The following is a 26295-nucleotide window of genomic DNA, read 5'->3' as shown; positions in this document are numbered from 1 at the left end:
ACCAATGATTACACACCTCCACACCCTTAGCGGACACCAGAACCCAATTTATGCCTTGGCCAACTCTAATCAGAAAGATACTTTCTTTAGTGCGGGTAATGATAAGGGAGTAGTGGAATGGTCGTTGAATACCATGTCCTTTGTAAAAGTAATCTTGCCGGTACAAAGCTCAGTATACGCTTTACATACCTATCAAGACTTACTGTTTGTTGCACAAAGAAGTGGGCTAATCCTGGTATTCGACCTGTTGGAGCAAAAAGTAATAGCCACATTAAGCCATCACCAAAAAGGTGTGTTTGATGTAAAAACCATTGCCCATAAAAACGAAATTATAAGTACCGGAGAAGATGGCACCGTGGCGGTATGGTCTTTAAAAGACTTTACGTTGCTGTACAATTTTCCGGTACTACAAAATACCGTGCGGACAATTGCCTTGAGCAATGATGCAAAAGAAGTAGCCTTGGGTTGTAAGGATGGCATCATCAGAATATATAACTCTGATGATTACACGCTTATTAAAGAGCTTGAAGGGCACAAATTTGCAGTAACCGCTTTACAGTACGCACCAAATGGCACTTACTTGATTTCGGGCAGCAGAGATGCTCAGCTGAAGATATGGAGCCTGCCTGACTATACACTCAGCAATAGTGTTCCGGCACATATGTTTAGCGTTTACTCCATCGTTTTCCACCCTACTCTACCCTATTTTGCTACCTGTAGTCAGGACAAGAGCATTAAACTATGGGACAGCGAGACTTTTAAACTCTATAAAATACTCAGTTTAGAGAAAAACACTCCAGGCCACTTTCACTCTATTAATAAAATGATCTGGAGTACTGATGGCAAATATCTGATTTCGACAGGTGATGACAGGCAAGTCATGATTTGGGAGTTTACTTTATAGTCACTCTTTTCATCCCTTCTCTTCCATAAAACACAGGAAAGTACATCATTTCGGCTTTAGCTGGATTTAGGATATAATTACCTGAATACCTTGGCATCAACTGTACGGTAAAAGTATAAGTACCTTTTTTCAATTTGGTACAGAAAATTGAGGTCTTGTGTTTAAAGTATTCTCTGTGTGTTTCTACTCCCCAAAAGCTTTGCACTTTATTCTCGTAAGAACAGCCAGCGGGGATAGGAATTTCAATCATGACATAATCTGCATCAGCACGCACATCCACATTAACTTTTAAAGTGGTTAAAGCACCTGCCTTTAGCTTTTGAACGGATTCTCCATTTTGCTCAAAATATGTTTTTACGGCAAAGTCTTTACTTACTTTTTCTGGTTTAGGATTATTGAATTGTTGATAAGCCGTGAAATAAACCGGAGCATCTCCTTTTTTACTCAATTTTAATGTCGCTGGATCAATCACCTTATGGAATGGAAAAACATTAACCTGCTCTGTTTGGTTCAAAACAATACTGGCTGGTTGAAACTTTTTGCCCGAAACATTAATCAACTCTGGCAATATGGTTTCTAATATTAAAGAGGACTCAAAAGTATTACGCCACTGCCCTGTTTTTCTCTGCTCCAGGAAATACCGGGTAATCCGATCTATCTCATCTCTGTAACTACCATTCGTTTTTAAAATCTGGTAGGCTAACAAAGTATTCTGAATGCTATTGTCCCAGAAATAACGCCCCTCTTCACCCCAATAGCAATTCCCAAACATCGTTTCCTTTTTCAAGCCCAACAGCCATTTCATATCAATAGGCATTCCAGTCTTTTGTTTCAATTGCATCAATTGAAGTTTTTCGTATAATGGTTGTTCAGCTAATTTTGGAACATCTGAATTTGCTTTTCTTTCCCGAACATTCTTTTCTTCCAGTTCAGCCCTCTGTTTTTCCATCGCTATGATCCAGTCATTGCTATAATACTTTTCATTCAACAAACTCAATAAGCGTATCCCGTAAATCTGATCAAAATAGTTCTCGTTAGCCATTTTATTAGTCAGGTAGTTGTATAATTTATCCTTATCCAATACCACAGGATAACCTTGCTTTTGGGCTTCCAATAAGGCTTCAACAACATGTAAGCTAATCCACAGTTCCTCACTACTGTTTTGCCACCATCCCCAGGTGCCTTCCGGGCGCTTGTTGTTTTGTAGTTTTTTAAGAATTTCTTTGATATTTTTTTCTTCCTTAAATGGTTCACTAAGGTACTTCCTAACAGTTTTTTCTAACAGTAAGGCCTTTAGCTTAGAAGCCAGCTGTTCATTGCACAAGTATTCATAACTGCGCAGTTTATCTATTTCATCTAATAGCGTAGGAAATAAAGAAGCTTCGGCCCTAAGTGTAACCTTACCTAAGGTCGCATCGAAGTTATAGTTAACCGTAGTATCGCGTGTAAATGCATTAAAATAGCCTTTAGTTTCCGTCACACCAGCTTGTAGCAATGGAATTTTACGAACCTCGCCATCAAAATAGCCATTGTCCTGCTTCATGGAGTATTCAAACCTCAAACTATCTACCACATTCACATGATCTGCATGAACTTTAAAGCCCCCACCTTTAGCAACGATACTCAGGGTATCAATCTTTGCATTTTTAAATGTTACTGCGCTGTTTAACACCTCAGCACCATTATAACTGAACTTTCTAGTTACGATTTCATCGGCATTGCTGTAATTCATCAATTTCCCGATTACCTTAATGCTATCACCTGCCAACGCAAATGAAGGAGATACAAAATTGGCGCTTAATGTTTTAAATGACTTGATATTTGTCTCGGCAATACCACTTTGTTTACGACCATTCATGGCGATTAACCTGGTTGTCCAATTGGTAATGTCATCCGGAAATTTAACGGTAAAGCTCGCTTTCCCTTCCTCATCCGTAACCAATTTTGGCTGCCAGATGGCATAATCAGAAAAATTAGTACGCATGGTTTGTTCCTGTTGCACCAATTCGCCCGCTGCATTGACAGCCGTATTCCCACCCTTTGTTTTGACAATAATTACTCCTCCGGCTGCTCTGGCACCATAAATTGCGGTTGCATCAGCATCTTTCAAAATATCTATAGATATAATTTCACTTGCATTCACAGTACTTAGCTCGCCGCTATAGGGTATACCATCTACAATAATTAATGGCTTTTGCTCGTCAAAATTGCCCAGTTGACCTATCCCTCTGATTGCGATCATCAATTCCTCCTTCGAAAACTTTTCACCAGGTTTTGTCCTAATATCCCTTAGAACTACACGATCATTACTACCAAAATTATAGACGCTAGCATCTCCAACAACAGAACTAATTGCCCCCGTCATATTTTGTTTTTTCTGTACACCATAGCCAACTACAACCACTTCACTTAAAGAGTTTAGACTTTCATCAAGTGTAATATCACCTGCATTTCCACTTTTTACTGGAACTTCTTGAGACTCATACCCAAGGGCAACTACAATGATTTTTCCACGTTCAGGCACTTTAATCTCAAAGCTCCCATCTGCTCTGGTAGTGGTTGTCGCATAATTTGAACCTTTTACCCTAATACTGACTCCTGGAATTGCTGCTTTAGTTGCAGCATCAATTACCCTTCCCAGCATTTTCCCAGTAAATATGGCTGGATCTAAATACTTATCATTGATTAGTCTAAGGATATTTTGTTGCACTTCTGATGTATTCCATCCTTTTTTACCAATGCCAACAGATTTAATTTGCAGATCTATTTGCGAGCTCAATTTATCCTCAGGCATCATTTTCACACCTTTCCACAAATAGTAGTTTATACCTCTTGCTTCAACCCTTACGTCCTTGGCAACGAAATAACGATTGTCTTTAAACAAATAAGTAACACGATACACTCCACTTTCGAGTGAAATAAGATCTCTTGCATTGCCGGGGTAAACCATTAAAAAATCTGGCTCATCATATTTACAAATGATGATACTCTTTAAATAAGGCATCCCCTTCATCACACTCGAATCAACCTTCATCAACAACCGACCATAATTTTTTCCGTAGTAATACCTGTTTCCAAACAATGTCATTGTGCTACTTCTTAAATCAAGATAATCACTCCAGATGCTATCCACTTCGCCCTTTTTAACAGGATATTGTTTATAATCTTCAGCACCATTAACCGAGGATAAAAGTCTATTTAAGCCATTAGGAGTTTCATATGATTTCTGCTTAAGTAACCCTGGTAGAAAAGTATAAGTGTAACCGGGTTCTTTAACAAACGTTTCGTAAAGTCCTCCCGATCTAAAATGTAAGTAATTTTGAGTGAAAGGACCTACCAGCAGGCTAGCTTTTTCAGCATTCCTTCCTCTCAACAACGAACTATATACATCGGTTGGAGTTGGATTAGAGTTGGAAAAATTCAATAAATATGGAATACTGTCCGTTGCAATTGTACTTTTCTCGCCTTCAAAATTATCCACTATCCGGATCATATACTGACTTATTTGAGTTGCTTCACCATCAGTAAGCTCCTTTGTAACCGCCGTAACTCCAGCCTTAATATTGTGTTCATCTGCAGCCACACTCAAAATTGTTTTTTTACCCTTTACAAATTCATAATCATTCAGTGAAACCACATGGCTTGCTGTACGCATACGAATGTTATGCTTACCTGGTTTAACAGAAAACGCATAACGCTTAAGCTGATTAGCCTGACTAAAATAAACAGGAACATCATCAATAAAAACAATATGTACAGGTTCAATAGCTCCATTTTTAACGACAAAAGGGGCTACTACAGCCATCAGCGAATCAACACCTTCTTCTGCTATAGCATATAGATCCTTAGTCTGACTAAATTTATAATATTCAATGGTATCCAAGTTCAACTCTTTACGCCATTTATCCCATGTAAGTCGCATTTGGCCTGTTAAACTCAATTCAGTCCCTATAAATTGGGAGTTTAATTTGCGCGCATGGAACACTTTCCCAAAACTCGGCAAAGCGACCCGATACCCATTCTTAAATTTAGAAGTATAAGCATAAGCTGTAACATCTGTAGCTGCAACTGGCCGATCGTTAAAATCGGTAACCTTAACTTGCATATTTACCGTTTGTCCCGGATAAACCAAAGCAGGCGATAAAAGCTTTACATTTAATCCATTTGGATTATAGAAAGTACTCGTTTCTGTACTCAACTCCCTGCCACCCCATAAATAGTTTAATTTTATATGAGCGGCTTTTGCACCGGAATGCCTTATAATGGTATCCAAATGAGTCGTAAATCCTTTTGAAAGAACTTTATCCTCAGAAAAAACAGTGTACCAAAACGGTATTTTATGAGGGTTATTCACAAAAACACGAACCGAATCCTTACCTTGATTAGCATTTGTACCGATTCCAGCGTTTAAACTCTGCAAATTGATATTATCATTAAATCCATTAGCGGTTTTCAATCGATACTCAGTCACCCGATAGTCCATTTTAATCGCTCCAGGAAGATTCACTTGAATAGAATCTCGCACATCAGTGTAAGGATACCAAAGGTAAACGGTTGCCTTTTGCGGAGTTGATTTCCCCTGCACAAGGTAGTCAAGATGCAAACTATCATTTTTCAAATCAAACTTTACATCTGAGCTATTTATGGTATATTTTAGATCCTTACGAGCAGTTCTGCGCTCATTATTGCTATTTAAGAAGCTGAATGACATGGAAAAATTAAAATCTGCTCGCGGGAAAATACTATCTGGCAATACCATTTTAGTTTCTCCAACCGGATCAAGTACTATATTCGTTTTCCATAAGGAATCTTTTAGAAAAACTCGGTCATCATAATAGTTAGTTGCATAGCTGCTCAACACAGCAACCTCCACTCTACCGTCAGGCACAGCCAGGTCATTTTCATCAACAGCTTTCAAAAATACGGTAACAGGGTTGCCGGGGCTGTATTCATTCTTATCCGATCTCACAGAAAAGTTAACAGATTTCAACTCATAATCTTCATAACGGAAATTACTTTGAAAAACTTCTATCCAGCCTTCTTTGGTCTCCTCCTTTAACACAATCTTATAATTCCTGTCCAACTTTAACTGCAGACTATCAGCCAATACAAAACTATACTCATAGCCACCTTCCCGATAAGGATTTAGTGTAGTAAGCACTGTTCCAGGCCCCTCCCATTCCTTATAAAGCTCGACTCTTAAAGGTTTATCTTTTAATGCTATCCCCTTGGCAGTTACCAGATACGCCTTAAATTTGACGGTATCCAGAGGTTTATACATGGGCTTATTAAACACCATATAACCGGTATATTTCGGTTTCTTTAGCTCAACTGTTCCATGTATTCCATTAACCGCATTATACAATCGCTTCTCCTTTGCTTGTTTTTGTGGCGAAATACGCGGCTTATAATTCCCTTCTTCCTTGTATGTAAAATAATTACTTATCCCATCATGGCGGACTGTAATTACAGGTAGCTTCTCTGCCTTACTGATATATAATCCCGCTTTATCATTATATTTTATCGTTTTACGTTTACCTACTTTTACCTGAGCATCCTTAATCACATTCCCCTTCAAATCGGTAATGACAAATTGGAAGTCCTTTCTATTGTTTATAAACTGGAGATTCACATTATTCTCTGGCATCAGCTTATAAAGCAATTCATTTTTCACGGGGTTAACCTGTACATAATTGCCATAAGGAAGCTTTTTCAGATAATTACTGTTTTTAACATTATAAAATGAATCGACGAGGGTATGTAAAAAGCCATCATTAAGCGCCTGATTGGTTACCGAGGCAAGGGAAAAGGCTTCCTTATCTGTTAATTTGTAGATGTAGGTGTAAGCCCCAGCAGTGCGGCTATTGGTTAATTTCTTCTGAGCGAAAAGAGATGTTGTAGCACAGATGATCAGGAAGGTAGAGCGTAAAAGATGCTTCATAATATAGTATTTGTAATATGGATGCAACAAATCGTTAATTCCATAAAACTAGTACAATTAAATTAGCAACACTATGTCACGAAAGTTAAACTAAGTTAAAAACAGCTTAAATAAAGCGCTTTACGATTCTTAGATTATGGGTATATCTGCCCAATTCGGCATTGTAAATTCCCTGATTGTCCATCGGATCTATCCGCACTTTTCCGGAAGCATGGATGATTTCGCCTGAATTTAGCATCATCCCGACATGAGTAATGCGTCCCTCGGCATTGTCAAAAAAAGCCAAATCTCCGGTCTTTACTTCCGGCAAAAAATCTACCACGGTGCCTTGTTCTGCTTGTTGCCATGCATCGCGGAATAACTTGATACCATTTAGTTTAAATACATTTTGGACAAAACCAGAGCAATCTACCCCAAATACGGTTCGGCCGCCCCATAAATAAGGTGCATTCTGAAAGAACAGGGCCGTATCGACAAGTTCATCAACAGAAGTATTGGATTTGATCAGCTTAGGCGAAAAGGAAATTTCGAATTTCTCATCTCCAAGATAGCAACATCCACCCGCATAAGCTGGTAAATTACTACCTGCCGCAAGGAAATACTTACTACCATCGGCTGCAACAACGGCATTAGCAAGCTGTGCAGGTGCCAGGTGATCACAGTCTTGATTTTTAACAAACTGCTCATGGTTAAGGCTACCGAGTTGTTTATAATCCATCCAACCTTCATAGCCATCGTAGCCATTGCGTACCAGCCACCACTTATCGGTTTTTTCAAGTATTTCGACATGGTCGCCAAACAATAGCTGAGATGCAATCTCGGCTTTATCCGAAGTCCCGGCTCTTAAAGGTGCTACAGCTACTCTGCAAATCCCAAACTCTTGTTCCATAATGATAAAATCAATGGCATAAATTTAAACTTTTATGGGGTTAATTTGTTATTTTCATACACATCATTTATTTTTTGTTGAAATGATTGATTCAAATGATGAGCTAATATTAACCTTTTAAGATAAACACCATGAACCTCAAAAAGATTTTAATTGCCGTAGATAATAGTACCTGCTCAGAAAAAGCAGCCAAGACGGGTTATGAGTTGGCAAAAACCTTTGGTGCAGAGGTTGCATTGGTCAACATCATAGAACCTATACCGGCAAACATTAATCCAGATTTAACGTTGGCTCCTGTATTTTTAGAAACCTACGACAACAGCGAAGAGAATAGCCATCTATTATTAAAAGAAATAGAAAACAAATTTAGTCATGGCGTATCAACCACGTATTTTAGTGTAATTGATAATGCTGCGCATGGGATTATTAAGCAGTCTGACGACTGGGGATCTGATCTAATTGTGATTGGAACTTACGGACGTACAGGCATCTATCATTTTTTAATGGGGAGCGTTGCGGAGCACGTAGCCAGAAAATCGGCCTGCCCAGTTTTGATCATTCCGAATAAATACGAAGAGAAGGACTAAGAGACAACCAGTCTATAATTCCGCGGGCCTTTCCGGGGCATTGCTGGGGTGTTGGTGGGGCCTTGCTGGGGCCATAGTCGCAGCAAAGCCCTAAGAACGATATAGCAACACATGCAAAGGGCCAACTCTTTATAGGAGTTGGCCCTTTTTATTAGCTTGTAGGCTTAGTTTTCCTGATGTAACCAGGCTTTTTTGGCCAAAAGTTCTTCTTCAGTTTCACGTACATCTTCATCATCAACACAACAGTCTACAGGGCATACCGCTGCGCACTGAGGCTCGTCATGAAAGCCTTTGCATTCTGTACATTTATCGGAAACGATATAATAAACTTCGTCAGATACTGCTTCTTGAGCACTCTCTGCGTCCATTTCTTTGCCTCCAAAATCAATAATACCATTTAAATTGGTACCATCTGAAAATCTCCAGGCTGTGCCTGCATCGTAAATTGCATTATTTGGGCATTCAGGCTCACATGCTCCGCAGTTAATGCATTCGTCTGTTATTTTAATAGCCATGTCTTCGTCTATATCTATTGCTAAGTTTACCTTTGCAACAGCAAATATAACACATAAACTTTAAAATCATTGGAATTATGCCAATCCTTAATAGCGAAAAATTAATTATTGCATTTAAAAAACTAAGTAACTTCATTGCTGAACCCAGCGAAGATTTCAAAAACCTGATCTTTTCGGCATCTAATCACAATGCGTGGTTTACTGAGGCGGAGGTACAAAGGGCTTTAAATTCATTACATCAGATGCTAAATCAGCAGGATTTGGAGACCTGGTTTAAGGACATTCGGGTAAGTGATACACCAAAAAAAGTTGGTTTAATTTTAGCTGGTAATATACCGATGGTGGGCTTTCAAGACGTGATTTCGGTGCTTGCTACAGGAAATATAGCCTTAATAAAACTCTCATCAGCTGATGATAAATTGCTACCTGCCTTACTTGCTCAACTGGTTAAGATCGAACCTTTACTTGCAGATCGGATTGTTTATGTAGATCGCTTGAAGGATTTTGATGCTGTAATTGCGACTGGTAGTAACAATACATCAAGATATTTTGAGTTTTATTTTGGCAAAGGACCAAACATCATCAGAAAAAATAGAAATAGTGCCGCCGTAATCACCGGGAATGAAAGCGCAGCGGAATTAGCGCTTCTGGGACATGATATATTCGATTATTTTGGCTTAGGATGCCGCAACGTGTCTAAACTGTATATTCCTGAAGGCTATGACATCAAAAACTTTTTTGAGCCTATCGAAGGATTTAAAGACATTATCAATCATTTTAAATACAACAACAACTATGATTATAACAAGTCTATTTACCTGGTGAACCTAAAACATCATTATGATAACGGCTTTTTATTGTTAACTGAAGGCGAAAGTCTTTCATCACCCTTGGCTGTTTTATATTATGAAACTTATACCAATGTTGAACAGCTGGAAGAACTGTTAAGCAGTAAAGCTGAGGATATTCAATGTGTAGTAAGTAATGCCGCATTAAAATTGGATACAGCAGTTTTGGGCTTTGGACAAAGTCAGACGCCTAAACTTTGGGATTATGCTGATAATGTAAATACGATAGAATTTTTAAACACAATTAATTAAATAGCATTATCTTTAGTTTTAAATAAAAAAGGTGATCTCTAAAACTAACGTTTTCTTGTTATTCCTACTTATTCTAACAATAGGTAATGCCAAATCTCAAACTTGTGCCGGTTCTATAGGAGATCCGGTAAGGAAGTATGACTTTGGTAGAGGCACCATTGATCGTGGACCTGCCATTCCGGATAAAACAAATTACGAGTACGACGACGTGGATTTCCCCGATGATGGACAGTATACAATTGTAAAGACAACGGCCGGTATGAGCCAGGTTTCACAAAGAAATTGGCTAGAAGTTAACAATCATACCCCCAACGACCCAGATGGGTATATGATGCTCATCAATGCCGATCAGCATCAAGCTGGAATATTTTACCAGGCGACTATACCAGATCTTTGTCCAGGTACAACCTATGATTTTGGAGCATGGATAATTAACGTTATGGCTAGACAGGGAATCCGGCCAAACCTTAAGTTCATTATTGAGACCACATCCGGAGTACTCATTAAGCAATTTGACACAGATCCAATTCCGGAAGGCAGCAGTACCGACTGGAAACGATATTCTACAACGTTTAAGACAGATGCAAGTGTTACCGAAGTAGTGGTAAAAATAATGAACAATGGCTTAGGCGGCGGTGGAAATGATTTCGCTCTAGACGACATCACCTTTAGTGTCTGCGGACCAGTAATTATCCCTTCCATTGACGGAGTAATTACACCAAATAAAAGCCTGTGCATTGGTGAAACCAAAAACTTTGACTTATCAGCAGAGCCAACCCCAGGAGTTTATACAAACCCGCAATACCTGTGGCAGGAAATGGATGCGAGCGGCGTATGGCAAGATATGCCTACACAAACCACAAACAAGTACACTAAGCCCTTTGTAAACGCACAAGTTGGCAGTTACAAATACAGACTTTTAGTAGCCGAAAATGGCAATATCAACTCGCCTAACTGTCGGGCAAACTCACCCACATTTGAGTTAAATGTAAGCCCCCCACCCGCCATCCCCATAGCTAATGACCCCATAACTGTTTGCGTTGGTGATCCTATTCAATTATCTGTAAGCAACGCCAGTTCTTACAAATGGACCTTCCCTGATGGCAGTAGCTCTAATCAACAATCTCCCATAATTAACAATGCTACAGCTAATATGGCAGGCACCTATACGGTTACGGTGACCAATGGCGCTGGATGCGAAGCCAGTACTTCGACTACTGTAACTTTATTACCAGAACCTATAGTTACAATAGATCTGGTTGCCCCGATTTGTAAAGGTTCATCCGTAAAGTTAAACGCTAATGGCGGCAGCACCTACCGCTGGGTACCGGCCACAGGTTTATCGGCAACTAACATTCCAGATCCGATGGCAAATCCAGCAAGAACCACTACTTATACAGTTTATGCTTCTAATGGTTTATGTGGATCAAGCGCTCAAATTACAGTCGAGGTTTATAAAGATCTAATCGCTGCAGCTGGCCCTGATCTAAAAATCCTTAAAGGAAACAAAACAGTTATTAATGGATCAGTATCAGGAGATAACGTAGGTCAGGTATTTTGGACTCCGACAGATTACCTGGATGATCCATTTAAATTAACCCCAACAGCAAAACCACCTGTTAGCACCACTTACACCTTAAATGTACTTTCGAGTACTGGCTGTACAAGTATTACCAGCGACGTTTTTATTGAAGTATATGAAAAACTGATTGTCCCAAATTCCTTTAGTCCTAATGGGGATGGAATCAATGACATCTGGAATATTATCGCCATTGACACCTATGCCAATCCGAGCGTAAAAATCATGAACCGTTATGGACAAATGATGTTTCAAAGTGATGGCTATGCAAAACCATGGGATGGGAAACACAGAAATGAAGACGTTCCGGCGGGTGTATATTATTATATGATCTATTTAGAACCAGGACTAAAACCACTCAGCGGATCATTGATGGTCATTAGATAAATTCATGATTTTGTATTCATTTCAATTGTAGTCTGAAAAATCATGATGGTTTCATTTTGAAATACTATTTTTGAGCGATGTATGTTATTAAAGTAAAAGGCATTGCCAAGATTCCGGATTATGTGCAATTAAGGGACGATAAATTCACCTTATTAGCTTATTTTAGAGTCGACAGGCCGGATAAATCACTAGAAAAACTTGGTTTAGGTGATAAACTACCATACATTATGAATTTTGTAAATGATTTGCCTTTCGGACAAATTGCTAAATTAGATATCTAAACATGACAGAGAACACAGTTATAAATTTAAAAAATGTAGATGTTTTTCAGCAAAAGCATCTGGTTTTGTCGAACGTAAACTTAAATATCGACAAGGGTGAATTCGTTTTTTTAATTGGTCAGACAGGTTCTGGAAAGAGTAGTTTGCTAAAGATCATTTATGGCGACCTTCACATTGGTAATGGAGATGGACAAATAGCCGGTTTCGATTTAAAAAAACTGGGTAATAAGGAAGTACCCTTTTTACGTAGAAAATTAGGTATTGTATTTCAGGATTTCCAATTATTGACCGACAGAACTGTTGAGAAGAACCTTGATTTTGTTCTTAAAGCTACTGGTTGGACAGATCAAAATCTGATTAGTGAGCGCATTAAAGATGTACTGGAAAAAGTTGGCTTGCGTTCTAAAATTAAAAAAATGCCGCATGAACTTTCAGGTGGTGAGCAGCAACGCGTAGTTATTGCACGTGCATTGTTAAACAATCCGGAAATTATTCTAGCCGATGAACCTACAGGAAATTTAGATCCGGATACTTCTGAAGAAATTGTGATGCTTTTGAAGCAGATCAGTCAGAGTGGAACTGCTGTTTTAATGGCTACACATGATTACCACATCATCAGAACATTCCCTTCAAGGATTATAAAATGTGAGAGTGGTGTTATTCATGAAGACGCCCAGATTGTTTAATACAATTTTCTGACAAAATTTTATTATTCGGACATTCTGTTCTAAGTTTTACAATTAAAACTGACAGCATGACGGATATTTCCCATTGGCAAACCTTTTGAGTTTATCTCCAAAAATTCTACTATACTATGTTTAGCAAGAAGAAAAAACACGATAATAAAGATACAACTATGCAAAATCAAGACCCTGCAGCAGAAACTCATGCTGAAGATCAATTGATAAATGATATTAAAGATGCGAATACTGTGACTACTGAAGAACAAGAAGTAGCTGAAGAAATCGTTCCTGAACTGACTGCTGAAGAAAAACTGCAACAAGAGAATGCTGCTTTAAACGACAAATATCTACGTTTATTTGCAGAGTTTGACAACTATAAACGCCGTACACAAAAAGAACGTGTAGAGCTGTTACAAACAGCAGGTAAAGATGTGATTATTTCCTTATTGCCTTTGCTGGATGATTTTGACAGGGCGAACAAAGCAATGGAAAATGCTACTGACATCAATGCCATCCGTGAAGGTGTAGATCTTGTGCATACCAAGTTAAAAAATACATTGGCCCAAAAAGGTCTTAAAGAAATGGAGAGTATGAATACTCCATTTAATACGGATCACCATGAAGCCATCACTAAAATCCCTGCACCAAATGAAGAGATGAAGGGAAAAGTAATGGATGAACTGGAAAAAGGATATACCTTAAATGACAAAGTTATTCGCTTTGCAAAAGTTGTAGTAGGTAGTTAATATTTTATGAGCAAGAGAGATTATTATGATGTGCTTGGCGTATCCAGAAACACATCAGCTGAAGAAATTAAAAAGGCTTACCGTAAACTAGCCATTAAGTTTCACCCGGACAAAAACCCGGATGATAAATCTGCCGAAGATAAATTTAAAGAAGCGGCTGAGGCTTATGAGATTTTAAGTAACCCTGAGAAAAAACAGCGTTATGACCATTATGGTCATGCCGGTGTTGGTGGTGCTTCAGGTGGCGGCGGATATGGCGGCGGCGGAATGAACATGGAAGATATCTTCAGCCAGTTTGGCGATATATTCGGTTCAGGTGCTGGCGGTGGTAGTCCTTTTGAAAGCTTCTTTGGTGGTGGCCAACAGTCACGCAGTGGCCGACGTGTATCAAAAGGTACCAACCTACGTATCAAAGTAAAACTTACGCTCGAAGAGATTGCCAATGGCACCGAGAAAAAGATAAAAGTAAACAAACAGATTGTCTGCAAAACCTGTGATGGTAGTGGTGCTAAAGACCGTTCGTCGGTAAGTACTTGTAATACCTGTGGTGGTAGCGGTGCTGTACGCAGAGTAACCAATACCATTTTGGGACAAATGCAAACTACTTCTACCTGCCCTACTTGTAATGGTAGTGGATCTCAAATTACTGCAAAATGCGGTTCTTGTCATGGTGAAGGTATTGTAAGGGGTGAAGAAACCATCAACATTAACATCCCTGCTGGAGTAAGTGATGGTATGCAATTGAGCATGAGTGGAAAAGGAAATGCGGCCCCTAATGGCGGTATTCCTGGAGATTTGATCATCCTGATTGAAGAAATCCCTCACGAAAGTCTAAAACGCGAAGGAAACAATGTGGTTTACGATTTACATGTTTCTATTGTTGATGCAGCTTTAGGCTACAGTGCCGAAGTACCGACTATTGATGGTAAAGCCAAAATCAAAATTGAACCAGGTACCCAAAGTGGAAAGCTATTGCGCTTAAAAGGAAAAGGTATTCCTGAAATCAACTCCTATCACCGTGGTGATGAAATCATCCACGTAAATATTTGGACACCTAAAATTTTAAGTGCCGAAGAAAGGAACATTTTAGAAAAGCTAAGAGACTCTCCAAACTTCAAACCTCAACCAGGTAAGAACGACAAGAGCTTCTTTGAGAAAATGAAAGAATATTTTGAATAATGAAAGGCCGCTTTAAGCGGCCTTTTTTACAACCTAAAATTTTATATGATTGCAGCTGTTATTGATCTTGGCACCAATACCTTTCACCTTATTATAGCCGAAATATCGGCTACTGAAGTAAAAGTGCTTCTTAAAACAAACGAACCGGTTAGGTTGGGTCAAGGACGTATTAATGAAAACATCATTATCCCCGAAGCTTTCGAAAGAGGTATTGCTACACTTAAGTTTTTTAAACAGGAAATCATAAAACACCAGGTTGATGTGGTTAAAGCTACTGCAACTTCGGCTGTACGTAGTGCGGACAATGGGGGCGACTTTGTTAACGCAGCTAAAACGGATGCCGGAATTGACATCGAAGTGATCAGTGGAGATCAGGAGGCAGCCTATATCTTTAAGGGTGTTAAAGCTACTGGAGCCATCCAGGCAACCTCATTGATTATGGATATCGGTGGTGGAAGTACGGAGTTTATTATAGCGGATGCTGATGGGATACTTTGGAAAGCAAGCTATAATATTGGCGCCGCCCGTTTAACCCAGGCTTATTTCCACTCTGATCCAATTATTCAGACAGACCAATTGGCTATTCTGGATCATTTAAAAGATACATTGCAGGAATTAGAAGCAGCCTGCGCCTTATATAAACCACAACACCTTGTAGGCTCTGCGGGCGCCTTCGAAAGCTTTACTGGGATGATTGACCCCAGTATTGATTTAAACAGTGTTAAATCAGCTCCTATCGACCTGAATGATTACCACAAGCTTGCAGCTTCATTAATTGCTTCTACGCACGCAGAGCGCGAAATTATGCCCAATCTAATTGCATTACGAGTTGACATGATCGTTATCGCAGCTTTAATCAGTAATTATGTAATCGCCAATTGCGGGATCAAAAGCATAAGCCTTTCTACTTACGATTTAAAGATGGGCGTTTTATACGGACTAGCTTCAGCTAAGCTAGAAGGATAAACAAACAATAAAAGCGACTCGATGGTCGCTTTTATTATTTTACATAACAGGAGGTGTAGTAACTGGTGGCGGAGTAACTGGCCTTTTTTCTTTCATGCCTTTTTTCATTTTCATGTGTTTTTTATTCTCCATTTTCCAAGCTTCGTATTTCTGTTTTTGAGGTTCGGTTAACTCCGCAGCAATCTTCGTGTCTGCTTCATTATGAATTCTCATCTTTTCCGCTTTTTTCGCTTCTTTATCTCCCGTTCCTTCTTTATCCGCTGTAGCCATCGCCATCGACTCTTCTAAATAGATATCCTCTATTTTCTTTTTCTGATCTGGATTCAAATCAAGTTTTTTGGCTAACCTTTCGGCACTCATTTTAGCCTTTTCTTCGGGGGTTGCCATTTTTTTCTGGCCTGTGCTTTGCGCCTGTGCGATTGTTATTATACTAAACAACAATCCGCAAACAATTAACAATTTTTTCATCTGATTTTAATTAGTTTTTGAAATCCATAGTATACTATATAACTATTTCAGGTTTCAAAACAGAGCAGCTTTTGTTTTGTTCTTTTTTTATTAAAAGAATCCTATCAAAAATTAATCAATCAGTTAAAGCGCAGATAAGGCTTTGTATAGTTTTTCTGTAGGCAGTCCCATTACATTGGTATAAGAACCAATGATCTTTTCAACAGCAACCAATCCAATCCATTCCTGAATACCGTAAGAACCCGCCTTATCATAAGGATTGTGGTTACTTACGTAATGTTCAATCTGGTCGGCAGATAGCGTATTGAAGACTACCTCTGTTAAATCATAAAAGGAATGCATTTTACCTGCATAGCTTAAACTCACCCCCGTATATACCTGATGTACGGAGCCGGAAAGTTTGTTCAGTACAGCAATTGCTTCAGCTTTGTCGGCCGGTTTACCTAAAATCTCCCCACCGTAAGCCACAATCGTATCCGCAGTAATCACAATGCTATCCGCACTGATATCTGTAAAAGCAGCGGCTTTCTTTTCGGCTATATAAACTGCAATTTCTGCTGGGCTCAAACTTTCAGGATAGCTTTCATCCACATCTTTCAATACCACTTTAAAGTCTAATCCCATTGCCTTAAGCAATTCTTGTCGACGGGGTGATTTTGAGGCTAGAATGATAGGAAGTTTTTGCTGAAACATAATGCGTATTTTTTTATCAGGTAATGGTAAGGTCCATTACAACTGGGCGAAAATAATAAAAGCGACCTTAAGTCGCCTTCATTATTTATAATATTTTAAAGATTACTGACCACCAGCACCGCCGCCGCCACCTTGACCTTTACCACCACCTTTCATCCGATTCATTCTTTCTTCTTTATAGGTAACGTAAGCTTTTTTCTGATCATCGTTTAATAAAGCATTGATTTTGGCATCATTTTCTTCCATGATAGTTTTCATTTTAGCCATCATTCCCGCACGATCACCTTTACTTTCTTCGCGCATTTTAACCGTAGCTTTTGCTTGATCTAAAAGGATAGCTTTCACTTTTGTTGTTTGATCTTCGGTAAGGGTTAACTTTTTCGTTAATTGAGCAGCACCTTTTTCCGCTCTTTCTTCAGGAGTTGGCATCTTACGATCGCCATCTTGTGCTTTTGCAAATGTCATTACACTGAATAACAATCCGCAGATAATCAATACTTTTTTCATCAGTTTATATTTTGTTTAATGGGTTATAAGCTATTGCAAGCTCAGTTGTTAGAGACAACAAAGGCCCAATAGGTTTAACCCACCTACGTAACATAATTGTTGCAATACAAAATACTGATTATTTGCCAGAATCGGCAGCAGATGGGTTCTCATCGAACCAATTTTTTTGTACCCTAAGTACTTTTTCTATGATGTCCCTTACGGCAGTTTTACCGCCTGTATAAGGAGAAATATATTGTGAGATTGCTTTAATCTCAGGGACAGCATCAGCCGGACAGGTTGCGATACCAACCAGCTGCATAATTTTAAGATCAGGGATATCATCTCCCATATAGAGTACTTCGGCAGCATTAAGGTTGTAGGAGGCGCAGAGACTATTGTAAACTGCAACCTTATCAGAAACACCTAAAAAGATATTGTTTATGCCAAGACCTTCAAATCGTTTCCGCATGGCCTCACCTTTGCCACCAGATATAATGCAAACGTGATAACCTCTTTTCACTGCAAGCTGAAGCGCATAACCATCTTTGATATTAAATGTGCGTAAAAACTCGCCAGAATCTGACGCGATGATATCACCGTTCGTTAATACACCATCAATATCAAAGATGAGTGTTGTAATGTGCTTTAGTTGCTCAAGAAACATCTGTTTATTTCTGGTTATCTCTCCATTCGTAAACCCAGGCCGACTGGATTTGCTCCAGATGTCCTTCATTACTTTCTTCTTTTGTACCTTTAAAATTAGGCAACGACAATATCCATTCTAATAACTCTGTAAAACGGATACGGTATATTTTGGCTTCATTAAAATCATCACCAAATTTCTCATATAATTCCTGAGCAATATCCTCATGGTCGTTCCAGTATATTGGGAGTGCAAACTTATCCTGCATGTTTATCTATTTAATTTTATAATTAATGGCCTAAAAACTCAGACTGATCTGGGATGGTCACTTCGATATCACCATCGATCACTACACACTGGCAGCCTAATCGGGAAGTGATTCTAGGACGAACTGCTCTGTCAATAAAATCTTCTTCTTTATCTGAAATTTCCTGGATATTATCCATTCCTTTATTCACATAAACATGGCAAGTACTGCAACCGCATACTCCGCCACAGTTATGTTGTAAATCTATTCCATGGTCATGGCAGACATCCAGAACAGACTCTCCGCCGGCAATAGGTAGTTCAACTGCTTCTTTCCCCTGTTCTTCAAAATTTATCTTTAACTTAAAAATACTCATAATCTGGTTCAAAAATAAGCACCAAAAACCGCAATTACGTTATCATTTCGATTTTTTAATGCTATTGCTTAAATTTTTATAGATCTCCTGCAAGTGTGGCGTTCTTTTCAGGAGTTCTTCGTGTTTTAATATTGTCTTTTTATCATTGCGAACTGCTGGTCCTGTCTGCACATCCTCTGGGAGTGCGTCCTGAACTTTCACTGCAGTTTCCATAATCAATGGCCTCAATAGTTCAAAATCAAGGTCATTCTTTTTAAGAATCTGGTGGCTCAACTGGTAAAGGTGATTTACAAAGTTATTGGCAAAAACACCTGCAACATGCAATACTTCCCTTTTTTTGGTCTCTACTTCGTAGATTAAAGGAGTAAGTTTCATCGCCATTAGCTGTAAAGCGCTCATGTTCTCTTCCGTATTCGCTTCCAAACATAAAGGAACATGAATAAAATCTATCGGTTGCTGCTTAGAGAAAGTTTGCAATGGATAAAAAACACCATAATTCTTAAATCCAGCTAACACTTCCATATCAGTTGCACCCGATGTATGAACCACTATACCATTTATTTCTTTTAGCTCTTTAGCCACCTTGGCAATAGCGTCGTCTTTTACAGCGATAAGGTATAAATCAGCATACTTATCTACTAGCTTCAAATCAGAAATAGCCTGGGCACCGATTTCATTGGCTAATGCTTGCGCATTTACCAGTTCCCGGCTCCATACCTGAACAATATCGGCGCCATTTTCTTCAAAGGCCTTAGCCATGTGAGTAGCTACATTACCAGAACCAATACAAACAATCTTCATAGGGACATCATTAATCGTTAACGGTTATAAAGCAAGCCTTAGCCTAGTAATTCTAAGTATATCATAGTTTTACTAAACGGTTTTTGCTTCTTTTTGTCTTCTAAATATAGAAATAAGAAAACCAATAACCATTACAATAGTACCTACCCAATAAAGATTAATGTAAGGGAACTCGATTGATTTAAATACAACCCAGTCTTTCGCCTGTTGCGGTTTTTCATAAACCTGTAGTTCAACTTTCTTTTGCTCAGGCAATACTTTGGTAAAGCGAACTCTTAAGCCCAGATCATCAATGTTACGTGCAAAATCGAAAGTATTATTTCCCTTGATCATGAATATAGGTTCAGCCTTGTAAATCTTACCATTCAAGTCAATTTCCAGCGGCAAACCTACAGCAAGATCGCCCGGGGCTAGCACTAAACTCTTTGCCTTAGGCTGGTTGTTTAAAGCTTTAACCGTTATGATACCGCTGCTTGTATGTAAAGTATCACCTTCAGCCACATTTACGATTCTTGGTGCTTTATAGTTCTCCTCCTCAGAATGTCCTTCATGATTGTGATCATGATCTTCTTTTTTCTCAGGAGCACTGGTGATGTGCGTATAAATATCATACGTAAGGTAATGCTTGGTATCAGGAGAAGCAATTAAGCCCATCTTTTCGTTCACCTGTACATGCGGATTCAACTCGAAATCCTCTTTTACCTCGCCTGTTTTCTCATCAATAACTTTAAAATTCAGCTTGTAAAAAGTATTAGGAGCAACTGTAGTATCACTGGTATAAGTTACCGTATACTTACCCATCTTTTTAGGCTCATTTTTATACAACACGATATTCTGACCTGGCTTTTCAACCTTCTCAAAATCTTTTACCGGAATAAAGTTAGATACGTTAAGTGAGATCGGTTTGTTTGTAGCCGCAGCCACTAGCGCTCCTAAAAGTAATAAAGCAAAACCGATATGTGCTACTGCAGCACCTACTAATTTACGTTTTCCGCCCAAGGCTTGTCCTAATATCCTTGCGTTCGATAAAATAGCGAAGATGCAGCTAAAGGTCAACAGAATGTACATCAGGTTATGGTAAACATCAGTGATGAATACAAACCCCGTTGTGATGACAATAGAAAATACCAAAGCGGAAATCAGGCTGCTGTAAAACTTACGCGGATCCGTTCTTTTGTATTTCATGAACTGTGCGAAGCCGGATATAATGGTAACCAAAATAGCAAAAGGAGCCTGCCATTGGTTATAATATTTTATGGCATCAATTGGTGGTGCAAACTTGGTTCCAAAAGCCTGGTTAAATACCGGAACAGAAGTAGAAAATATAACCTGGATACAAGCTACTGTAATTACCAATGCGCCAATAAACATCCAAAATTCTCTTGAATAAGTTTCTTCGTCTTTATTGGTAATTGGCAATTCTTTCCATCTGCAAATCAACAATCCAGTAGGAATGGCCAAGAATACCACATTATATAAGATAAGGTGCCAGAACATACCCAAGTCTGTAAATGAATGCACAGATGTTTCACCCAATACACCACTTCTGGTTAAGAAAGATGCGTAAAGCACCAATACAAAACTAATGAAGATCAATACAATTGCGGTAAAGAAGGCATGACCTGTATTCTTAAATGCAATCATTACGTGTACACCAGCAATTAAGGTTAACCATGGAATGATAGAAGCATTTTCTACTGGATCCCAAGCCCAGAAACCACCAAAGTTTAAGGCTTCATATGCCCAGAAAGAGCCCATGATAATCCCTGTTCCCAATATCATCACGGCAAATAGCGCCCAAGGCATAGCAGGTTTAACCCATTCTTTATATCGTTTTTGCCATAATCCTGTAATTGCATAAGCAAAAGGGACAATCATACTGGCAAAACCAAGGAACAAGGTTGGTGGATGTATCACCATCCAGTAATTCTGAAGAAGCGGATTTAATCCTTTTCCATCAGTAATAAATTTAAGGTAGTTTTTATAGTTTTCAGGGTCGGAGAATATCGGCACCATTGCTTTTAGGTCCATTGCATCTCTAAGCAGAATAAATGGAGAGCTACCAATACGCTCGCCGAAAATCTGTACGCCTAAGAGCATCGAAGTTAAAAACACTTGTGAGAAAGCTACGACCGTCATCACCCCATTTTCCCAGGATTTAGCTTTCCAGATCAGTACTCCGCCAAGCAAAGCTTGCCAGAATGCCCATAGCCAGAAACTACCCTCCTGCCCTTCCCAAAAAGCAGATACTATATAATATACCGGAAGTTCTTTAGAGGAGTGATTGTAAACGTAATAATACTCGTTATAGTGATTTAATATAAGGAAAAACAAGGTTGCGCCGATACCTATGATACTGGCCCAGTTGATGAAGAATGATATACGACCTAAACGTGTCCATGAATGATCTCCGATCTCTTTATTTCGTGTAGCAAAGAAATAAGCTATAGTTGAGAGTAAAGAAGCGGCAAATGCCAAAACAATAAAAAATTGGCCGATCTTACCGGGAAGGAGGTTCTCTCCAATAAATTGTATATCCATTAAAATTAATTGTATTTTTCTACTTTACCGTCCTGCTTTATTTCAGTACCATCCTGATTTTGTACCGTACCATCTTGCTTAACCTCTACAAGGTCGTTGTTGTATTTAGATGGGCATTTCATCAGTATCTTAGAGGCGTAAAAAGTATCGTCATTCATTTTTCCGATCAGTACTAATTTTTCTGAGCGTTCAAAATCCTGAGGTTTCGTTCCTGCGTATACTACTTTATTCACTTTACCTTTTTCGTCTTTCATGAAAAATTCAAAGCGATTTGCATCCTTCAGTGCATCATAGTGCATGCCTTTTTCTTTCTCCCAATAGCCCATTACATGGAATTCTTTTGGATCTTTTGCAGCTTCACTAAAGGTAGAATAGGTGTTTGTATCCGCATTAAGGCTTACTAAAAAACCTACACATAATGCTATCGTTATTAAACCAATAATTGCACTTTTTCTCATGGATGTAACAAATTTTTAAAGGAAACTTCACAAAGATAAAAAATATAAGTACCCAAAGACCGCTGTGGGTATTCAAAACGCTTTGATGACTGTTTATTGATAGTTCTCTGACAAATGCGCAAAAAAAATCCGCGACACGTTAAATTGTCGCGGATCAAATCAATTATAAATCAACCTTATGGCCAAACACCAAGGTTCATATAAGAAACAGCAATCTTATCGATTGAGCCCACAAAAGCAGCAGTTCTCAATGTTTTAATCGCTGGTTTGTGCATTAAAGTTTCTCTGATTTCATGGTACGAATGAATCATGGTATCTTCCAAACCAGAGTTAACCAATTCCAATTCAGAAGCACCTTTAACGATCATTAAACGGTTTTCTGCAGGAATTTTTTTACCAGTAAGGCTTTCCAAAGTATTGATCAGGTTAGCATTAGAGTTTTCAGCATAACGATTTTCCATACGACCAAAGGCTACGTGAGAAAGGTTTTTCAACCACTCAAAATAAGAAACTGTAACACCACCAGCGTTACAATACATATCAGGGATGATGATACCGCCCATTTCAGTAAAGATTTCTTCAGCTTCTGGTGTACATGGACCGTTAGCACCTTCAGCAATAATTTTTGCTTTGATGTTTCTGATGTTCTCTACTGTGATTTGGTTTTCAAGTGCAGCTGGAACTAGAATATCGCATGGTTGCTCTAAACCTTCCATAGAGTTTTTAAACTCAGTTGCTCCAGGGAAACCTAAAATAGATCCTGTTAACTTACGGTGAGCAAATACCTCATCGATATTTAAACCATTTGCATTGTAAATCGCACCTTCAAACTCGCAAAGACCTACGATAGTTGCACCAAACTCTGCCAAGAACTTAGCAGCATGGTAGCCCACATTACCTAAACCTTGTACAATTACGCGCTTGTCGCCCAAACCAGCCTTAAGACCAATTTTCGCCATATCTTCAGCTACAGTTACGCATTCTCTAACTGCATAAGCCACACCACGACCGGTAGCTTCCTTACGTCCGCGTATACCGTGTAATGCGATTGGCTTACCAGTAACACAACCCAAAGCATCCAACTGACCTGGATTCATGGTCATATAAGTATCGGCAATCCAGCTCATCTCACGTTCACCAGTTCCATAATCAGGAGCAGGAACATCGATACCAGGACCAATGAAATTCTTTTTAATTAATTCTGTAGTATAACGGCGGGTAATATTCTCCAACTCACCGATCGTATAATTCTTAGGATTTATACAGATTCCCCCCTTTGCACCCCCAAATGGTACATTTACAATCGCACACTTGTAAGTCATTAGTGCTGCAAGTGCCATTACCTCATCCTCATTTACCATATCGCTGTAACGGATACCGCCCTTTGTTGGGTTCATATGCTGGGAGTGCTCTACACGCCAGGCATCAATAACCTCGAAACCATTACCTCTACGAATAGGGAACTGGAAACGGTACACACTGTTACAAGCTTTAATTTGAGTTAATAAACCTTCCGGATGGGCGGTAAATTGCGCGGCACTGTCAAAATTCTTGCAGACATCTGCAAAGAAATTTGTCTCATTTGCTGTATTAGCCATTATTTGTTTTTTATGAATTTGAAATAAGTTCTCAGTTAGTAATGCAAAATTGCACTAAAAAAAGCGATTAATACAAATGAATAATAACTTAGTGTATGGGACACACCACGTCAAATTATAGGCAAAAACAGCGTTTAAACGATTTAAAATTAGTTTTTGGAAGAAGATTTTTGTTCTAATTTTTTTAATCTTTTTTCGATCGTGAATAGAAAAAAAAGTAAGCCGAACAAAATTAAGAGCACACAAGCAACAACAACATATATTTTACCTGAAGCATATACGCTTTCAGTAATTGATGAATCTCCATTTTGTGCAAATAATTGCATTGCAAACATCAACATTAAAAAGGTAACTGAAATTTTCTTCATGACTATAGGGTGTTGTTTTTTTCTAATGAGCGAACTCTGTATAAAATGGTATAGATCCAATATCCGATCAATATCCAACCCAGACAGGCAGGATAAAATACGGCGCGCATACGGCTATCTAAATCGTAAGAATTGAAACCTGGATTGCCTCCATTTCCAGGATGTAAAGAATCTGATAAACGTGGCAGCACAAAAAGTAAGACCACCATCATTGGAAAGGCAAATATGTTATAAATAGCAGATATTTTAGCTCGCTTTTGTTCTTCATCAATTGCGTTGCGCAATACCAGATAAGCGAAGTACAAGAGCAGGGCTATTGCCGCAAAGTTTTGTTTCACATCAAAGCTCCAGGCTTGTCCCCAGGTAAACTTGGCCCATATAGCACCAGTTATAATCCCAAGGATACCGTAAATTACACCAACATTAATGCTTTCGACAGCTTTAAGGTCATGATCCTGGTTGTTAGTGCTTAAATATTTAATGCTATGGTAAACAGATACACTAAATAATACGATCATTCCAAACCACATTGGTACGTGGAAATAAAGGTTTCTTATACTTTCATACAAAATAGGCAGCTCGGGTACGCTAGATAAAAATCCCGCGATTGTTGAGTAAGTCACCAACAATGCGCCTAATATTTTCCACCAATTCTTATACATTATATACGTTTAGTTCGGACAAAGGTAATAAAGCCGCCCTGTATTTTTATCATAAACTTGTAAATCAGATCCGGCAGCTAATTTCTCCATTATTTTGGCTCAGTACCGTCCTTAATTTCTTCAGATGCCGACTTTACCAATACAGATTTCGCTGTTAAAGGACCAAGTATTTCAATTTTATCCTTAAACTCTCTTCCTTTCTGCACTTTTGTTCTTACTGTCCTGTTATTTTCTACAGCAATCACAAAAACGCCTTCGCTTGAAGTCACCACCGCCGACTTAGGCACCACATAAGTACTATCTTTCGCATGAAGTGGCAATACGACTTCAGCAACCATGCCTGACAATAATTCGTTACCTGTATTGATCACATCCATCTCCACCCTTTCTGAACGGAGTTTAGTATCTAATGCGCCTGATTTACGGGCGATTTTGGCACTAAAGGTTTGTCCTAATGCAGACTTCACCGTAAAATGCATTTCATCACCCACATTCAAATATCCTGCATATTGTTCAGGCACAGACACAGATAAACGCAATTTCCGCTGTTCCTGAATGGTAAACAACGGAAGTTCCGAACCTTTTCCTGAAGGCCCTACATAAGCCCCGAGATTAACATTTCTCGCCGCAACTACTCCATCAAAAGGCGCACGGATCTGAAGATATCCAAGCATGGTCTGAACTTCCCTGTAACTTGCTTTCGCGGCCTGCAACTGTGCAAAATCCGCATTCTTTCTTGCCTCTGCCTGCTCCAGGTCATTCGTTGAAACCGTCCCCTCTACTTTACTGGTTTCCAGCAATCTCTTATAAGTGCTGTTACTTGCCGTATATACGGATTGCTGGGAATGCAGACGGGACTCGGCAGCACTCAGCTGTGAACTGGTTTCCGGTGCATCAAGGACAACGAGTAACTGCCCTTTCTTAACCTGCGCACCGATATCGACCTTTAACTCTTTCACAAAGCTGGCCACCTTTGCATATAAGTCTACCTGTTGGAATCCTACCAATTCAGCAGGCATGGTCAGCTCCGTAGATAGTTTTTCTTTTTTCACTTCAAAAGTCTCCATTTTCGGAGTTTCTTCAACAGGTGCACTTTCTTTTGGCTTCTCGGCACAACTCGATAAAAAAAGAACTGTGCTTAAAATAGTTGTGGTTATATATATAGGTTTCATTTATTGAATGTGTTTATGAACA

At 39.0% G+C, this 26295-nt stretch carries 25 protein-coding genes; 9 read left to right on the top strand and 16 right to left on the bottom strand.

Annotated elements, in window-relative coordinates:
• Nucleotides 1-4: 4 nt before the first annotated feature.
• The gene (locus EZ444_RS05630; protein WP_131607736.1) at nucleotides 5-904 is read left to right on the top strand and encodes a WD40 repeat domain-containing protein; all 900 of its coding nucleotides are present in this window, start codon (nucleotides 5-7) and stop codon (nucleotides 902-904) included.
• Here EZ444_RS05630 and EZ444_RS05625 read toward each other — a convergent pair.
• Both EZ444_RS05625 and EZ444_RS05620 read right to left on the bottom strand, forming a co-directional pair.
• On the bottom strand, nucleotides 894-6845 hold the full coding sequence (locus tag EZ444_RS05625) for an alpha-2-macroglobulin family protein (RefSeq protein WP_131607735.1): 5952 nt from the start codon (nucleotides 6843-6845) through the stop codon (nucleotides 894-896). The two genes, EZ444_RS05630 and EZ444_RS05625, sit on opposite strands and share 11 nt — an antisense overlap.
• 106 nt (nucleotides 6846-6951) lie before the next feature.
• The gene (locus tag EZ444_RS05620; RefSeq protein ID WP_131607734.1) at nucleotides 6952-7734 is read right to left on the bottom strand and encodes a C40 family peptidase; all 783 of its coding nucleotides are present in this window, start codon (nucleotides 7732-7734) and stop codon (nucleotides 6952-6954) included.
• A 131-nt stretch (nucleotides 7735-7865) separates the two neighbouring features.
• Between EZ444_RS05620 and EZ444_RS05615 the strand changes: the two genes are divergently transcribed.
• On the top strand, nucleotides 7866-8321 hold the full coding sequence (locus EZ444_RS05615; protein ID WP_131607733.1) for a universal stress protein: 456 nt from the start codon (nucleotides 7866-7868) through the stop codon (nucleotides 8319-8321).
• Nucleotides 8322-8485: 164 nt separating this feature from the next.
• Here EZ444_RS05615 and EZ444_RS05610 read toward each other — a convergent pair whose 3' ends face one another.
• Complete coding sequence (locus EZ444_RS05610; protein ID WP_131607732.1) at nucleotides 8486-8836, bottom strand: 4Fe-4S dicluster domain-containing protein; 351 nt, start codon at nucleotides 8834-8836, stop codon at nucleotides 8486-8488.
• Nucleotides 8837-8913: 77 nt separating this feature from the next.
• Here EZ444_RS05610 and EZ444_RS05605 point away from each other — a divergent pair, with 77 nt between their 5' ends.
• The 7 genes from EZ444_RS05605 to EZ444_RS05575 all read left to right on the top strand — a co-directional run bounded on the left by EZ444_RS05605 (nucleotide 8914) and on the right by EZ444_RS05575 (nucleotide 15757).
• The gene (locus EZ444_RS05605; protein ID WP_131607731.1) at nucleotides 8914-9936 is read left to right on the top strand and encodes an acyl-CoA reductase; all 1023 of its coding nucleotides are present in this window, start codon (nucleotides 8914-8916) and stop codon (nucleotides 9934-9936) included.
• Between the two features lie 55 nt (nucleotides 9937-9991).
• The gene (locus EZ444_RS05600; RefSeq protein WP_131607730.1) at nucleotides 9992-11902 is read left to right on the top strand and encodes a T9SS type B sorting domain-containing protein; all 1911 of its coding nucleotides are present in this window, start codon (nucleotides 9992-9994) and stop codon (nucleotides 11900-11902) included.
• Nucleotides 11903-11979: 77 nt separating this feature from the next.
• Nucleotides 11980-12183 carry a hypothetical protein gene (locus tag EZ444_RS05595; protein ID WP_062547218.1) on the top strand — a complete coding sequence of 68 codons (204 nt, stop codon included), beginning with the start codon at nucleotides 11980-11982 and terminating at the stop codon, nucleotides 12181-12183.
• Nucleotides 12184-12185: 2 nt separating this feature from the next.
• Complete coding sequence (locus EZ444_RS05590; protein ID WP_131607729.1) at nucleotides 12186-12869, top strand: cell division ATP-binding protein FtsE; 684 nt, start codon at nucleotides 12186-12188, stop codon at nucleotides 12867-12869.
• 128 nt (nucleotides 12870-12997) lie between these two features.
• Nucleotides 12998-13612, top strand: coding sequence for a nucleotide exchange factor GrpE (locus EZ444_RS05585; RefSeq protein ID WP_131607728.1), 615 nt, complete (start codon nucleotides 12998-13000; stop codon nucleotides 13610-13612).
• Nucleotides 13613-13618: 6 nt separating this feature from the next.
• Nucleotides 13619-14791: a molecular chaperone DnaJ gene (dnaJ, locus tag EZ444_RS05580; RefSeq protein WP_131607727.1), complete on the top strand. Its 1173-nt coding sequence runs from the start codon at nucleotides 13619-13621 to the stop codon at nucleotides 14789-14791.
• Between the two features lie 45 nt (nucleotides 14792-14836).
• Nucleotides 14837-15757 (top strand): Ppx/GppA phosphatase family protein, encoded by a 921-nt coding sequence (locus EZ444_RS05575; RefSeq protein ID WP_131607726.1) that lies wholly within the window; start codon nucleotides 14837-14839, stop codon nucleotides 15755-15757.
• Between the two features lie 39 nt (nucleotides 15758-15796).
• Here EZ444_RS05575 and EZ444_RS05570 read toward each other — a convergent pair whose 3' ends face one another.
• The 13 genes from EZ444_RS05570 to EZ444_RS05510 form a co-directional block, all read right to left on the bottom strand.
• Entirely contained in the window at nucleotides 15797-16225 is a 429-nt protein-coding gene (locus EZ444_RS05570) for a hypothetical protein (RefSeq protein WP_131607725.1), read from the bottom strand.
• 123 nt (nucleotides 16226-16348) lie between these two features.
• Nucleotides 16349-16918 carry a Maf family nucleotide pyrophosphatase gene (locus EZ444_RS05565; RefSeq protein WP_131607724.1) on the bottom strand — a complete coding sequence of 190 codons (570 nt, stop codon included), beginning with the start codon at nucleotides 16916-16918 and terminating at the stop codon, nucleotides 16349-16351.
• A 102-nt stretch (nucleotides 16919-17020) separates the two neighbouring features.
• Nucleotides 17021-17425 (bottom strand): hypothetical protein, encoded by a 405-nt coding sequence (locus tag EZ444_RS05560; protein WP_131607723.1) that lies wholly within the window; start codon nucleotides 17423-17425, stop codon nucleotides 17021-17023.
• Between the two features lie 118 nt (nucleotides 17426-17543).
• The gene (locus tag EZ444_RS05555; protein WP_317130112.1) at nucleotides 17544-18140 is read right to left on the bottom strand and encodes a KdsC family phosphatase; all 597 of its coding nucleotides are present in this window, start codon (nucleotides 18138-18140) and stop codon (nucleotides 17544-17546) included.
• On the bottom strand, nucleotides 18076-18318 hold the full coding sequence (iscX, locus tag EZ444_RS05550; protein WP_090781548.1) for a Fe-S cluster assembly protein IscX: 243 nt from the start codon (nucleotides 18316-18318) through the stop codon (nucleotides 18076-18078). Before iscX ends, EZ444_RS05555 begins: the two co-directional genes overlap by 65 nt.
• 22 nt (nucleotides 18319-18340) lie before the next feature.
• Nucleotides 18341-18673: a 2Fe-2S iron-sulfur cluster-binding protein gene (locus EZ444_RS05545; protein WP_131607856.1), complete on the bottom strand. Its 333-nt coding sequence runs from the start codon at nucleotides 18671-18673 to the stop codon at nucleotides 18341-18343.
• A gap of 42 nt (nucleotides 18674-18715) precedes the next feature.
• Nucleotides 18716-19474 carry a Rossmann-like and DUF2520 domain-containing protein gene (locus EZ444_RS05540; RefSeq protein WP_131607722.1) on the bottom strand — a complete coding sequence of 253 codons (759 nt, stop codon included), beginning with the start codon at nucleotides 19472-19474 and terminating at the stop codon, nucleotides 18716-18718.
• A 72-nt stretch (nucleotides 19475-19546) separates the two neighbouring features.
• Complete coding sequence (locus EZ444_RS05535; protein WP_131607721.1) at nucleotides 19547-22015, bottom strand: heme lyase CcmF/NrfE family subunit; 2469 nt, start codon at nucleotides 22013-22015, stop codon at nucleotides 19547-19549.
• A gap of 5 nt (nucleotides 22016-22020) precedes the next feature.
• On the bottom strand, nucleotides 22021-22473 hold the full coding sequence (locus tag EZ444_RS05530) for a cytochrome c maturation protein CcmE domain-containing protein (RefSeq protein WP_131607720.1): 453 nt from the start codon (nucleotides 22471-22473) through the stop codon (nucleotides 22021-22023).
• Nucleotides 22474-22649: 176 nt separating this feature from the next.
• Complete coding sequence (locus EZ444_RS05525; RefSeq protein ID WP_131607719.1) at nucleotides 22650-24071, bottom strand: Glu/Leu/Phe/Val family dehydrogenase; 1422 nt, start codon at nucleotides 24069-24071, stop codon at nucleotides 22650-22652.
• A gap of 149 nt (nucleotides 24072-24220) precedes the next feature.
• A complete protein-coding gene (locus EZ444_RS05520; protein ID WP_225874645.1) occupies nucleotides 24221-24439 on the bottom strand; it encodes a CcmD family protein in 219 nt (72 codons plus the stop codon).
• 2 nt (nucleotides 24440-24441) lie between these two features.
• Entirely contained in the window at nucleotides 24442-25101 is a 660-nt protein-coding gene (ccsA, locus tag EZ444_RS05515; protein ID WP_131607718.1) for a cytochrome c biogenesis protein, read from the bottom strand.
• An 89-nt stretch (nucleotides 25102-25190) separates the two neighbouring features.
• A complete protein-coding gene (locus EZ444_RS05510; protein ID WP_131607717.1) occupies nucleotides 25191-26273 on the bottom strand; it encodes an efflux RND transporter periplasmic adaptor subunit in 1083 nt (360 codons plus the stop codon).
• Nucleotides 26274-26295 lie beyond the last annotated feature (22 nt).

The organism is Pedobacter hiemivivus (assembly GCF_004331685.1).
Classification (GTDB): Bacteria; Bacteroidota; Bacteroidia; order Sphingobacteriales; family Sphingobacteriaceae; genus Pedobacter; species Pedobacter hiemivivus.
The sequence above is the reverse complement of the archived record's forward strand: the minus strand, read 5'-3'. Positions and strand labels throughout refer to the sequence as shown.